The following is a 12530-nucleotide window of genomic DNA, read 5'->3' as shown; positions in this document are numbered from 1 at the left end:
TGGAAGGGCAAATTCGTGCACGCCGTCGTCCCGAACCACTCAACGGCCTTGGGCGACATGCATTGCGTTCGCCGGGCCATTAACACAGTTGTTTTGGGCTCGCCACGTTTGCAGCGCGAAATTTGCTGGCCGGTTTGCGCCAACGGATCGCGGCGGATCGCTATTTCCTGTCCCGCCGCTGCTTCAACAAGGCCTCGGTCAAGGTGATTTCAGAAAACAGCGCGCGCATCGTGTGATCGTTGATCTCCTGGCTGCGGAACATGGCGCGCAGCGCGGAGCGCTCGGCTTCGATGCCGGCCGCCCTGAGTTCCAGTTCCAGCCTGCCGGCCTCGCGAGCCTCGGCACGGGCCTCGTCGGCTTCGTCCGAAGCCGCGATGCGTCTACGATAACCTGCCACGATGCTGTCGGCGACGGCCAGCCGAGCCTGGACCGCCTCGCCCTCGCCCGCCTCGTTGGCGATGCTCTCGATCCTGGCGATCGCCGCATTGGCGGCGCCGACGCGCGCCCGGCGCTCTTCCGCCGCCGCCGGATCCTTGCCCGGCTCGACCAGCCCCCGCGCTATCCTGGGCAAGGCAAGGCTGGCGATCAGAAGCGAGCAGATGATGACGCCGGCGGCAAGGAAGATCACCACATCGCGTGCCGGAAAGGGAGAGCCGTCCTGCAAAGCGAGCGGCAATGACAGGATGCCCGCCAATGTGATGGCGCCGCGCACGCCGGCCACGGAGCCGGCAAGCCGGACGCGAAATCCGAACGGCTCGGACTCGCGTTTGCCGATGCGTGCCGCGATCGCCTGGGCGATGTCGCCGACCCAGATCCACAGGAAGCGCAGTCCGATCAGGCAGAGCGTCAGGATCAGCACCGTCGCCACCGGCTCGATCAGCCAATGACGGCTGGACAGTTCCGGTGGGACCTTGCGGATGACGTCGGGAAGCTGCAGGCCGAGCAGGATGAACAGAGCGCCGTTGAAGACGAAGGTGAGCGTCGCCCAAAGCGACAGGGTCTGCATGCGCGCCGACACGCCGAGGAAGCGGTACATGCCAGAAGCCCCGGTCAGCAGGCCGGCGGTGACCGCCGCCAGGATGCCCGAGGCGCCGACATGCTCGGCGCCGAGATAGGCGACGAAAGGCAGCAGGATCATGACGAGAACCTGCGCCTCGGCCGGCACGCCGCCGATGCGGTTGAGCAGTTGCAGCGCCTTGGCGGCGATGAACAGCGCCGCGACACCGGCCAGGATGCCGGCGGCGACGGCGTAGAGGAAGCTGAGCGAGGCTCCCGCGAAGGAGAAGCTGCCGGTCAATGCCGCCGCCACCGCAAAGCGGAACATGACCAGGCCCGACGCGTCGTTGAGCAGCGACTCGCCCTCCAATATGTGCATCAGCCGGGACGGAACCACATTCCTGTCGACGATCGCGGACACCGCCACGGCGTCGGTCGGCGACAGCACGGCAGCCAGCGCGAATGCGACGACGAGCGGAATGCTCGGCACCAGCCAATGCAAGGCATAGCCGAAGCCGACAATGGTGAAGAAGACCAGTCCGACGGCGAGATCGAGTATGGGTCCGCGCAAGGCGACGAGTTCGCGCTTGGGCGCCGCGAAGGCGTCGCCGAACAGGAGCGGCGGGATGAACACCAGCAGGAAAAGTTCCGGATCGATCTCCACATGCAGCCCCTTGGCAGGCCAAGCAAGGGCCGCGCCGATGGCAATCTGCAGCACCGGCAGCGGCACCCGAACCAGCCGGACGAGCGCGCCCGACAGCGCAACGAAGATGAGCACGACGAGAATGAAGATGGCGACGTCCATGGCACGATCCCGGCTGTTTGCCGACCATCGCCAATCGCCTGAGCTTCGTCCAGCCGGCCGAATGAGTGGATCTGACGGCGTCCGCAACAAAAAAGCCGCCCCTGAGAGCGGCTTTTTAGAAAAAAATATCAGCTCGTTACAGCGAAGACGTGATCTGCAGTTCGCTGTTGCCGTCGAGCGCATAGACGTCGTCGCGGAACTGGACGACGCCGGGTCCTGTCGACCAGGCCGAGAGATAGAGGAAATGCACCGGCACCGGGTTGGTGACCTGGATCGGCGTGTTCTGGCCGGTCTTGATGGCCGCCTCGAAATGCTGGCGATCCCAGCCGGGCGTGTCGCGCAGGATCCAGGTGACGAGATCGCGCACGTTCTGGACACGCACGCAGCCCGATGAATCGAAGCGCATCATCTTGCCGAACAGGCTCTGCTGCGGCGTGTCGTGCATGTAGACGCCGTCCGGGCTCGGGAAATTGATCTTGACCGACGCCATGGCGTTTTCCGAACCGGGATCCTGGCGGAAACGGTACTTGGCCGCATCGTCCGTCGACCAGTCCACATTCATCGGATCGACTTCGCTGCCATCGGGCGCGAACAGGCGGATATGGCTGTTCTTGAGATAATCGGGATCCTTCCGCATCAACGGAATGATGTCCTTGCGCACAATCGAGACCGGGGCGTTCCAGTACGGATTGACGATGATCTCGTTGATCTTGGAATTGACGATCGGCGTCTGGCGATCGATCTTGCCGACGATCGCGGTGTGGCGAAGCACGACGCGGTCGTTCTCGACCGCTTCGATCTGCGCCGCCGGAATGTCGACCAACACATAACGGCTGCCCAGCGTGCCGGCCTTTTCCTTCAGCCGCTGCAGATTGGTCTGCAACTGGCCGAGCCGGATCTGCGCCGAAACGTTCATCGCGGCGTAGGTGTATTTGCCCATCGAACCGTCAGCCGGCAGGCCGTGGCGCAACTGGAAGCGCTTGACCGCTGAATCGACATAAGAATCGAAAGCCGTCGAAATGCCGGCGCTCTGCGACAGGTCGCCCGCAACCATCAGGCGCTTGCGCAGCGGCACCACGTCCGGATCGTCGACGCCGAGTTGCAGCTTCTTGGTCGCGGGAACGTCCGTCCAACCGCCCTGCCCGACAATGTTCTGATACTGCGCGACCGCCTGCTCGGTGAAGGCCACAGTCTGGGGACTGAAGATGGGCAGCGTCGAGGCCACCTTGCCGCCTTCGCTGGCGCGGGCATCGAACTGATCGTCCCAGTTGCCGCGGGCCGAGGATTTCAGGATATCCCCGATCACATCCTGTGCATTCGCACGCCCAGCCACCACGGCAGCGGCGAGCGCGGAGGCTCCGGAAAGGAAAAAGCGGCGGCTGGTTCTCATGGACGTTCCAGACATTCTTGTAGCGGTTCGATCACTTGCTGCGTCGACCATCGCGCGATCTCGCCCGCACTCTAAAATCGGCAATCTTAACAATTAGCCAACCATGGTCCGTATCACATTGGCGACCAAGGCAAGGGGCGCGACACGGTTGCGGGTGGACGCATGGTCTTCACCACAGCATCACTGCCGCTCTCGGTTCCATTGGAATATGGCGGCAACGTGGCCTTGGCCCGTAATTTGCTTTGGCCGAACGCGCGAAAAGAAAAGACCGGTGCTTTTCGGCACCGGCCCTGACTGGAGGTCGCTGTTTCGGCCACGCTTCTGCGGCGGGGCTCCGTTTCCAGGATGCTCTTACATCCGGTAGGCAATCGTGTCGTTCCAGAAGCGGTCGAGGCGCTGCAAAGCGCGGTTCATCTGCTTGAACTCGTCGGTGTTGATGCCGCCGACCTGTTCGATCGAGCCGACATGGCGCTCATAGAGACCGGCAACCACGTCTGCCACTTCATTGCCTTTCGGCGTCAGCGAGACGCGGACCGAACGGCGGTCGATGCGCGAGCGCTGGTGGTTGATGAAGCCGAGATCGACCAGCTTCTTCAGATTGTAGGAGACGTTCGAGCCGAGATAATAGCCACGCGAGCGCAGTTCGCCGGCGGTCAGCTCGGAATTGCCGATGTTGAAGAGCAGCAGCGCCTGGATGGCGTTGATGTCGGAGCGGCCGTTGCGGTCGAATTCGTCCTTGATGACATCAAGCAGACGGCGGTGCAGGCGCTCGACCAGCTGCAGCGATTCCATGTACAGGGAACGGATAGCCTCGCGGCGATCGTCGGAAACGTTGGCGGTCTTCGCCGCCGGACGCGAATTGATCATTGTCTTTGCCTCTCGTTTGTCGCCTTGGTGATTTTTTGTTTTTCACCTTGATCGCGACACTATCGAATACTCATAAAATTCGACTTAAACGCTAGGGCTAACAAGAGCTTACCGGTAAGAGGTTTCGCAAGACGCTTAACGAACGGTCACCCGAGCAAGGATGATTAACCTAAAGATCTAGGCAATGATCGCCGCGCCGGATTCAGGCGGTCGCCAGGTCGTCAACGCGTACAAGGGCTTGCAGCATGTCGCGGCGAACAGGATTCGCCCGACCTGCCGCAGGCTCTGATTTTATGCATGTCGTTGTCCCGCAACCGAGGACACTTCGGGGCGACATGCATTAGTGCCGTGCCGGTCGTTTCTGCAGGTATATGACGACGCGAAAGACGATATAGAGCAGCGCCACGCAGGCATGCGAGACGATAATCAGCAGACGATGGCCGAAAAGCTCGGGAAAGCCGGCATACATGACCGTCTCCGTGACCGCGCAGATGAACCAGATCACCGGACCCCAGGACGCCAGCATCCACAACCCCGCCGCGGCGAAGGGAAAGAACACGGCGAGCATCACCGCCGCGACCTGCCAATGCACCGGCATAAGGTCGAACCGCCACAGCGAGCCCGGATAGAAGCCGATCAGCTTGATCCAGTAGAGGATGCCGAACAGCAGGCAGTAACCCGCGATGACGCGCTGGAACCAGGCGAAGATCACCTCGACCGTCGAGGGCTGCAGGATGACGCGTCTCGATGTCACTTCGCTCACAACTCGAGCTCCCGATCGCCGAGCGGGGCAAAATAGGCCTCGACATCCGCCTCGCTGACCGCATCGATCGCTGCCGGCCGCCATTGCGGCTTCGAGCCCTTGTCGATGATGGCGGCGCGGATGCCTTCGTAGAAATCGTGGCCGGCCAGCATCCGGTTCAGGATGCGGAACTCCATCCTCATGCAGTCGTCCATCGACAATGTCTGCCCGGCGCTGATCTGTCGCCAGGCGACGCGAAGGCTGGTCGGCGAGCGCGTGCGGATCGTTGCCAGCGTCCCGGTGGCGAATTCGTCATTGCCCGCGCGGTCCAGGCTGTCGATCAGATCCGGCAGCGACGGTTGGGCGAAATGGCGGGAGATCGCCTCCAGGATCGGCCTGTCGGTCTCCCGCTTGGCCGGAACAAAGAAACCGCGCAGCACCGATTCCGGATCGCCCGTCAGCGCCAGCCGATCGAGGAAGCTTGCCTGGTCTTCAGCCTTGATGGTGTGGGTGGCCAGCCCCGACCACAGCGCATCGCCATAACGAATGCGGTTCCCGGTCAGCGCCAGGTACATGCCGAAGGAACCGCCATGGTCGGGCAGCAGATGACTGGCGCCGACATCCGGGAAAAAGCCGATGCCGACCTCCGGCATGGCGAACTGGGCATTCTCGGTCATCACCCGGTGCGAACCGTGGAAGGAAATGCCGACCCCGCCGCCCATCACGATACCGTCGATGAGCGCCACATAGGGCTTCTTGAAACGCGCGATGTAGGCGTTGAGGCGATACTCGTCGGCGAAAAATTCGACCGGTGGGTTTCCAGCCCGGCCGGCTTCGTAGATGTGCAGGATGTCGCCCCCGGCCGAAAACGCCCTGCCCTCGGCCTTGACCATGACGACATCCACACCCTCGTCGCGCTCCCAAGACCGCAGGGCCTTGCCCAGCGCCTTGATCATGCGATGGGTGACGGCGTTGAGCGCCTGCGGCCGCGTCAGCGTGACGACCCCGGCCCTGCCCAACCTTTCGAAGCGAATTTCGTCGCCTCCACCAAAATCCATCGCCAGAGAATCCTTGTTCCCGCGCCTGCGGGACTGAAGTGCTAAAGGCGGCACATGGGTGCGTCAATGGCTGCAGCCTGGCCGCCTCGATCTTGGCGGCTAGCGGTCGCCGATGCTAGACATTGGTGGCCGGTACGACAGGCCGAGAGCAGGATAGTTAGCCATGCCGCAATTTTTGCGCTTTGCCTTTGTTCTGAGTTGCCTGCCGTTTTTGTGGGCGACCAATGTCCCCGCGGGGGCAGCCGACCTTGGCGACCTTTACCACTCGCAGACCATTGTCACCGGCCAGGGTGAAGAAAATCGTCAGCTCGGCTTCAGGACCTGCCTCGACAAGGTGCTCGTCCGTGTTTCGGGCGATCAGCGGCTGCTTGCCAGACGCGAAATGGACGCGCTGCACGACAAGGCCGGCAGCTTTGTCGACTCGTTCCGCTACCATGACCGGATGGAGGGCATTCCGATCCATGACGAGCAAGGGACGCATGACCGGCCGCATGATCTCACCTGCTTCTACAAACCTGACGTGATCGACAAGCTGCTGGCGTCGCTCGGCAGCAGGCCCTGGCTTGGCGAGCGACCGACACTCACCGTCTTCCTCACGACCGAACAAGGCGCGCGGCATTTCATGCTGAGCGCCGAGGAAGGACGTGGCGAGACGATGCGCGAATCCTTCGTCAATGCCACCGGTCCGATGCTGATGCATGTCGCGTTTCCGAAAGCCGCACAACTTGCCGACTTTGGTGAAGGAGCGCTACGCGCGACGGACATGGCAAGGCTGGATCGGGTGGCCAAACAGGCCGGAGGCGACCGAGCGCTCGCCGGCAGCATCGTATGGAGCGACGAGGAACTGGGCTGGATCGCCGATTGGCGACTGGCCGATCACGGCAAGACCTATCGTTGGCAGGTGCGCGGTGTCAGCTTCGACGAGGCGTTCCGCGTGGCAATCGGAGGCGCGGCACAGATCCTTTCGGGCAACGGGCAGCCCTGAACCAATAGGCGTGGTGGACAGCGCTACAGGCAGCTTTCGGCACTGGCACAAACGTGTCGCATTGGTCAGCACCAAGGGCTCGTGGTAAAAGCCACCGATCCGGAGTTTTGGCCATGAACAAATTCACCCCAGCAAAAGCTGCCGGCGCGCGCAGCGTCGACGATGTCACCGGCAGCCGCCGCCTGCGCCGCATGCGCAAGGCCGACTGGTCGCGCCGGCTCGTGCAGGAGAACAGGCTTTCGGTCGACGACCTGATCTGGCCGATCTTCGTCGTCGAGGGCAGGAATGTCCGAGAGCCGATTGCCGCCATGCCCGGCGTCTTCCGGCTTTCGGTCGACCTTGCCGTCAAGGAGGCCGAACGGGCGGCCAAGCTCGGCATCCCGGCCCTTGCCACCTTCCCCAACGTCGATCTCGGCCTGCGCGACCAGACGGGTTCCCACATCCTCGACCCGGAAAATATCATCAACCGCGCCACACGCGCCATCAAGGACGCGGTACCCGAGATCGGCATCATCACCGACGCCGCACTCGACCCGTTCACCAGCCATGGCCATGACGGCATCCTGCGCGACGGCATCATCGTCAATGACGAGACGGTCGAACAGGTCGCCGCGGCGGCCGTCATCCAGGCGGCGGCCGGCGCCGACATCATCGCGCCGTCCGACATGATGGACGGCCGCATCGGCGCCATCCGCGACGCGCTCGACGCCAACGGTTTCCAGGACGTGGCGATCATGTCCTACGCCACAAAATTCGCGTCGGCCTTCTACGGCCCCTATCGCGAGGCGGTCGGCACCGCCGGTCTGCTCAAGGGCGACAAGAAGACCTATTACATCGACCACGCCAATTCGGACGAGGCGGTGCGCGAGGCCGAACAGGACCTCGCCGAGGGCGCAGACATGCTGATGGTCAAGCCCGGCCTGCCCTATCTCGACATCATCCGCCGGCTGAAGGACGAATTCCAGATGCCGACCTTCGCCTACCAGGTCTCGGGCGAATATTCGATGATCAAGGCGGCTGATTCCAATGGCTGGATCGATGGTGAGAAGGCGATGCTGGAGTCGTTGCTCGCCTTCAAGCGCGCCGGCTGCGACGGCATCCTGACCTATTTCGCGCCCGAAGTGGCTGTGATGCTGAAGGGGTAGCCCGACTTCCCGGGCAAGGCACTTCAGTAGATGTCACCACTCTTTCAACTGGTCGGCGGTTCTATCGAAAACCCGCTGACAAAAACTGGCGGCTGCAGCTATGATGGAAGCATGGCCGGAAGCGGCCGGCAGCCCGCACCTCGGCCAAGAGGTATGGCGAACGCCTCCTGAGGATGCTTCCTGACCCGTTTCACCGTCGGGCGAAGGTGTCGGCATTGCGGGCACTGACGAAGGCTTCGCCGTGACCCGAGGAAACGGACATGCTTGCCTATCGCGACGCCAAGACGATGGCGAAAGCCATGCGGGAGGCGCTTGCCGCCCGCGACCTGACGATCAGCCACAGCGAGGCCCTTGAGATCGTCGCGCGCCAACCGACCGGCCAATGAGGCGGCGGCCGTAGCTTGGCGGCAATCGGAAATACCTTTTCCGGCTCGAAAAACCACTTGCAATTCAAAATCAGTTTGCTAGAAGAAACCACTTGCAAAAGACAACTGGTTCTCAAGGAGGAAGTTCTCATGTCCAAACTTCGCGTCAACGCTTTCAGCCTGTCGCTTGACGGCTATGGCGCCGGTCCCGATCAGAGCCTTGAAAATCCGCTCGGTGTCGGCGGACCGGCCCTGCACAAATGGGCTTTCAGCACCCGCACCTTCCGCAAGATGTTTGGCCAGGAAGGCGGCGAGACAGGCGTTGACGAAGACTTTGCGGCGCGCAGCTTCGAGAATGTCGGCGCCTGGATCCTCGGCCGCAACATGTTCGGGCCGATCCGGGGCGAGTGGCCTGACGACAGCTGGAAGGGCTGGTGGGGCGACAATCCGCCCTATCACGTCCCGACCTTCGTGCTGACGCATTACAAGCGCGATCCCATCGTGATGGAAGGCGGCACGACTTTTTATTTCGTAACCGACGGCATCCATTCGGCTCTCGAACAGGCCAAAGCCGCCGCGTCAGGCAAGGATGTGCGGGTCGGCGGCGGCATCTCCACCATCCGGCAGTATCTGCAGGAAAAGCTGATCGACGACATGCACGTGGCGATCTCGCCGGTGCTGCTTGGCAGAGGCGAGAACCTTTTTGCGGGCCTCGACATGCTGAATCTTGGCTACCAGTGCAGCGAACAGGTTGCGACGGCACTGGCCACGCACGTCGTCATCAAACGGGCGTAAGGTGGAGAAACCCTCGACGAAAGCCCATTTCTCCCCGTCACTATACGGGGAGAAAGACAAAACTCTCGCTCAATACTTCTCCGGCACGTAAAGCTCGCGCGGCAGCACCTGGCGCTCGTATTCCGGGTTGAAGACGCGCTCCGGCAGCGTGATCTCCTCGTGCGGCACCTCTTCATACGGCAGCTGCTTGAGCAGATGGTCGATGCAGTTCAGCCGCGCGCGCTTCTTGTCGTTACCCTCGACGATGAACCAGGGCGCCTCGGGAATGTTGGTGCGGGCGAAGGTCTCCTCCTTGGCCTTGGTGTAGTGTTCCCAGCGCACCCGCGACTGCAGGTCCATCGGCGACAGCTTCCACTGTTTCATCGGGTCGTGGATCCGCATCAGGAAGCGCATTTGCTGTTCCTCGTCGGTGATCGAGAACCAATATTTGACCACGGTGATGCCCGAGCGCACCAGCATGCGCTCGAACTCCGGCACGTCATGGAAGAACTCCTCGACCTGCTCGGGGCTGGCAAAACCCATTACCCGTTCGACGCCGGAGCGGTTGTACCAGGAGCGGTCGAGCAAAACGATCTCGCCGCCTGCCGGCAAATGCGGGACATAGCGCTGGAAATACCATTGCGACTTCTCGCGTTCGGTCGGAGCCGGAAGCGCCACGACGCGGCAGATACGCGGATTGAGCCGCTGTGTGATGCGCTTGATGACGCCGCCCTTGCCAGCGGAGTCGCGGCCCTCGAATATCACCACCAGTTTCTTCTTGTGGTAGGCGACCCAGGATTGCAGCTTGATCAATTCGGACTGGAGGCTGATCAGGTCGCGAAAATACTGCATGCGATCGATCGAAGGCGGATGCGAGTTCTTGTAGATCTTGGCGATCTCCATCGAGAGGGCCGGCTCCGACATTTCGAGCTCATAGTCCTCGTCGAGCGTGTCGGCGAGCTCGGCTTCAAGCCAGTCCTTGGCAGGGGAATTCTGTTTCAGCTCGGTCATATCAACTGCTCCGCTTGCAAGCCCTGTCGGTTACCACTGGGCGCTCCAAATTGCTGGCCGGCGGCCGGGAATGGAAACACCTGAGCCGACTTCAATATAGCCCGGCGGTGACGGTTTTATTGCAGCACAGGCGCAATTGCCGACGTTGCAAATTCCGCGATGTCTGATCGATCGACCGTCGTCGCATGGCGACAAGCCGGCCGAATTGTCCTACAAATGCGCGGTCGCCTTCCAGGCCTGCCTTGCCGGCACGCCTCTTCAACAAAATCGTGAGGATCTGACATGGAATACCGCACCCTTGGCCGTTCCGGCCTGAAGGTTTCGACACTGACGCTTGGCACCATGACATTCGGCGGCGCCGGGCCCTTCGCCGCGGTCGGCAACAGCGATCTCGCCGAAGCCAAGCGGATGATCGATATGTGCATCGATGCCGGCATCAACCTCATCGACACCGCCAATGTCTATTCCAACGGCCTCTCCGAAGAGATCATAGGCGAAGCTCTCGGCGGCAAGCGCAAGAACGATGTGCTGATCGCGTCCAAGGCGCGGATGCGGATCGGCAAGGGCCCGAACGACGAGGGCCTGTCGCGCCATCATCTGATCCGTGAATGCGAGAGCAGCCTGAAGCGCTTGAAGACCGATGTCATCGACATCTATTTCGTCCACCAATGGGACGGCCTCACTCCGCTCGAGGAGACCGTTGCCGCGCTCGACAGTTTGGTCAGCCAGGGCAAGGTGCGCTACATCGGCTGCTCCAACTATTCCGGCTGGCAGGTGATGAAGGCGCTTTCCATCAGCGACAGCCGTCACCAGCAACGCTTCGTCACCCAGCAGATCCACTATACGCTGGAAGCGCGCGAGGCCGAGTACGAGCTCTTGCCGATCTCGGTCGACCAAGGGCTGGGCGTTTTGGTCTGGAGCCCGCTCGCCGGCGGCCTGCTGTCGGGCAAATACCGCCGCGACAGCCCGACCGCTCGCCAGCTTGCCGGCTGGTCCGAGCCGCCGATCCGCGACGAGGACCGGCTGTGGCGGATTGTCGATGTGCTGGTCGAGATCGGCAAGGATCGTGGCGTCTCGGCGGCGCAGGTGGCGCTCGCCTGGCTGCTCGGACGCCCTGCCGTCTCCTCGCTGGTGATCGGTGCCCGCAATGACGTTCAGCTCAAGGACAACCTTGCGGCGGCGGCCCTGAAGCTCGGCACCGAAGAACGCCAGCGCCTCGACGCGGTCAGCCGGCCGGCTCTGCTCTACCCCTACTGGCACCAGCAACTGACAGCGAAGGATCGCTTCGGCCCAGCCGATCTGGTTCTCGACCGCAGCGATATCTGATCAGCGTCAGGCAGAGAGCAAGAGCTAGCCGCCGATAAACCGCCAGAGTTCGGGATCGGGTTCGATCTGGCCGCCGAGCACGAAATATTTGTAGAGGACGAGCAAGGAGATCGCATGCTCGTCCCGTTCATTGGAGAATTTGCGGCAATAGGCATTGGCTGCGGCGATGATGCGCTCCGCCGCGGCCGGGTGCCCTTCAAAATAGCGCACTTTTTCGCCGAGATCGGCAAAATCCGGGTCAAGCGGCGCATAGTGGATACCGGCCTCGAGCTGGCTCTCGCCGAACCATGTTTCGTAGGTCGGCGGCGGCATCAGACAGAGCGAGTTGGAATTCATGATCCATTTGAGGTTGGTCGCCACGTCATTGCCCTCCAGCGAGACGATGTAGCGATAGCGCAGGTGCTGGCTGATGCTGAGGAAAGGCTTGCTGTACTTAGCCGGTGCGCTGCGCTTGTGCGAACCGGCATCGCAGAACGGCAAGTCGCGCGCGACATCCAGGAACCGTGTCCTGATCGGGTTGTTGAGGTCGCCGCGCCAGACCACGGCAGGGCGCTTGTCGGCGAAGGCGACGGTATCGAGGGGCATGTGGAAGTGGCGGAATTTGTTGAACTTCATGACGACGGCATTGCCGTTGTCGGCGCGGATCGGCCGGTCCTTGACGAGGGTCGGCAGCTTGGGCACGCCGATGACATCACCGAACTTCAGGTCGATGAGCAATGATGGATCGAAATAGCGGGCAAATTCCTTCAGGTCGTAATAGTACATGCTCGGTTCAAACGGTATCTTGTCGATGCGCACAGCATCCGGGCCTGGTGTAAAAGCGTCCTGCAGCTTGTTGTAGTGATTCAGTCGCCGGCGCACGGCCTCGTCCGAGAGCCTGGCCTGCTGCAGGCGGCTGGCCAATCGCCGCCGGAAGATCGCCTGGGGCGCGATATCGCGCATGACGTTCCGCGCATAGTAGAAGACCTTTGCCGTCGTTCGTTGGAGGGTGGCCATGGACTCTTTTGATCAAAGATAAACGCGGTTGAACAAGTGAAGGTCGGGATGGTTCCCGCAGCATGATTGC

The 12530-nt window shown here is 62.0% G+C and carries 11 protein-coding genes and 1 pseudogene; 5 read left to right on the top strand and 7 right to left on the bottom strand.

What is annotated here, in order from left to right; all coding sequences use genetic code 11:
* Positions 1-160: 160 nt before the first annotated feature.
* From FJ936_RS18010 to FJ936_RS17990, 5 genes are all read right to left on the bottom strand, one after another.
* Complete coding sequence (locus tag FJ936_RS18010) at positions 161-1801, bottom strand: Na+/H+ antiporter (protein WP_140787643.1); 1641 nt, start codon at positions 1799-1801, stop codon at positions 161-163.
* A gap of 136 nt (positions 1802-1937) precedes the next feature.
* Positions 1938-3191 (bottom strand): murein L,D-transpeptidase, encoded by a 1254-nt coding sequence (locus FJ936_RS18005; RefSeq protein WP_140661940.1) that lies wholly within the window; start codon positions 3189-3191, stop codon positions 1938-1940.
* 351 nt (positions 3192-3542) lie between these two features.
* Entirely contained in the window at positions 3543-4058 is a 516-nt protein-coding gene (locus FJ936_RS18000) for a winged helix DNA-binding protein (RefSeq protein WP_013896002.1), read from the bottom strand.
* Between the two features lie 340 nt (positions 4059-4398).
* Positions 4399-4821 carry a DUF6163 family protein gene (locus tag FJ936_RS17995; protein WP_015318253.1) on the bottom strand — a complete coding sequence of 141 codons (423 nt, stop codon included), beginning with the start codon at positions 4819-4821 and terminating at the stop codon, positions 4399-4401.
* Entirely contained in the window at positions 4818-5858 is a 1041-nt protein-coding gene (locus FJ936_RS17990) for an enoyl-CoA hydratase/isomerase family protein (protein WP_141906843.1), read from the bottom strand. The genes FJ936_RS17995 and FJ936_RS17990 overlap by 4 nt, the downstream gene beginning before the upstream one ends.
* A gap of 163 nt (positions 5859-6021) precedes the next feature.
* Between FJ936_RS17990 and FJ936_RS17985 the strand changes: the two genes are divergently transcribed.
* From FJ936_RS17985 to FJ936_RS17970, 4 genes and pseudogenes are all read left to right on the top strand, one after another.
* Entirely contained in the window at positions 6022-6843 is an 822-nt protein-coding gene (locus FJ936_RS17985) for a DUF2066 domain-containing protein (protein ID WP_140787647.1), read from the top strand.
* A 113-nt stretch (positions 6844-6956) separates the two neighbouring features.
* Complete coding sequence (gene hemB, locus FJ936_RS17980) at positions 6957-7988, top strand: porphobilinogen synthase (RefSeq protein WP_140787649.1); 1032 nt, start codon at positions 6957-6959, stop codon at positions 7986-7988.
* A gap of 260 nt (positions 7989-8248) precedes the next feature.
* Positions 8249-8359: pseudogene (locus FJ936_RS17975) on the top strand (glyoxalase superfamily protein); the annotation flags it as partial.
* A 144-nt stretch (positions 8360-8503) separates the two neighbouring features.
* The gene (locus FJ936_RS17970; protein WP_140661936.1) at positions 8504-9148 is read left to right on the top strand and encodes a dihydrofolate reductase family protein; all 645 of its coding nucleotides are present in this window, start codon (positions 8504-8506) and stop codon (positions 9146-9148) included.
* Positions 9149-9217: 69 nt separating this feature from the next.
* Here FJ936_RS17970 and ppk2 read toward each other — a convergent pair whose 3' ends face one another.
* Entirely contained in the window at positions 9218-10138 is a 921-nt protein-coding gene (ppk2, locus tag FJ936_RS17965) for a polyphosphate kinase 2 (protein WP_015318259.1), read from the bottom strand.
* 282 nt (positions 10139-10420) lie between these two features.
* On the opposite strand from ppk2, the gene FJ936_RS17960 reads away from it, so the two are divergent.
* The gene (locus FJ936_RS17960; RefSeq protein ID WP_140661935.1) at positions 10421-11464 is read left to right on the top strand and encodes an aldo/keto reductase; all 1044 of its coding nucleotides are present in this window, start codon (positions 10421-10423) and stop codon (positions 11462-11464) included.
* Between the two features lie 24 nt (positions 11465-11488).
* On the opposite strand, the gene FJ936_RS17955 is transcribed toward FJ936_RS17960, so the two are convergent.
* The gene (locus tag FJ936_RS17955; protein ID WP_140661934.1) at positions 11489-12460 is read right to left on the bottom strand and encodes a glycosyl transferase family 90; all 972 of its coding nucleotides are present in this window, start codon (positions 12458-12460) and stop codon (positions 11489-11491) included.
* Positions 12461-12530 lie beyond the last annotated feature (70 nt).

Source organism: Mesorhizobium sp. B2-4-13, from assembly GCF_006658535.1.
Taxonomy (GTDB): Bacteria; Pseudomonadota; Alphaproteobacteria; order Rhizobiales; family Rhizobiaceae; genus Mesorhizobium; species Mesorhizobium australicum.
This window is presented reverse-complemented; position numbering and strand designations above follow the sequence as displayed.

What these genes read in the sequence shown, in the direction of transcription:
- FJ936_RS17960 (WP_140661935.1), top strand. Translation starts at nt 10,421, where the DNA reads ATGGAATACCGCACCCTTGGCCGTTCCGGCCTGAAGGTTTCGACACTG.
- FJ936_RS17955 (WP_140661934.1), bottom strand. Translation starts at nt 12,460, where the DNA reads ATGGCCACCCTCCAACGAACGACGGCAAAGGTCTTCTACTATGCGCGG.
- ppk2 (WP_015318259.1), bottom strand. Translation starts at nt 10,138, where the DNA reads ATGACCGAGCTGAAACAGAATTCCCCTGCCAAGGACTGGCTTGAAGCC.
- FJ936_RS17990 (WP_141906843.1), bottom strand. Translation starts at nt 5,858, where the DNA reads ATGGATTTTGGTGGAGGCGACGAAATTCGCTTCGAAAGGTTGGGCAGG.
- FJ936_RS18000 (WP_013896002.1), bottom strand. Translation starts at nt 4,058, where the DNA reads ATGATCAATTCGCGTCCGGCGGCGAAGACCGCCAACGTTTCCGACGAT.
- FJ936_RS18005 (WP_140661940.1), bottom strand. Translation starts at nt 3,191, where the DNA reads ATGAGAACCAGCCGCCGCTTTTTCCTTTCCGGAGCCTCCGCGCTCGCC.
- hemB (WP_140787649.1), top strand. Translation starts at nt 6,957, where the DNA reads ATGAACAAATTCACCCCAGCAAAAGCTGCCGGCGCGCGCAGCGTCGAC.
- FJ936_RS17985 (WP_140787647.1), top strand. Translation starts at nt 6,022, where the DNA reads ATGCCGCAATTTTTGCGCTTTGCCTTTGTTCTGAGTTGCCTGCCGTTT.
- FJ936_RS17970 (WP_140661936.1), top strand. Translation starts at nt 8,504, where the DNA reads ATGTCCAAACTTCGCGTCAACGCTTTCAGCCTGTCGCTTGACGGCTAT.
- FJ936_RS18010 (WP_140787643.1), bottom strand. Translation starts at nt 1,801, where the DNA reads ATGGACGTCGCCATCTTCATTCTCGTCGTGCTCATCTTCGTTGCGCTG.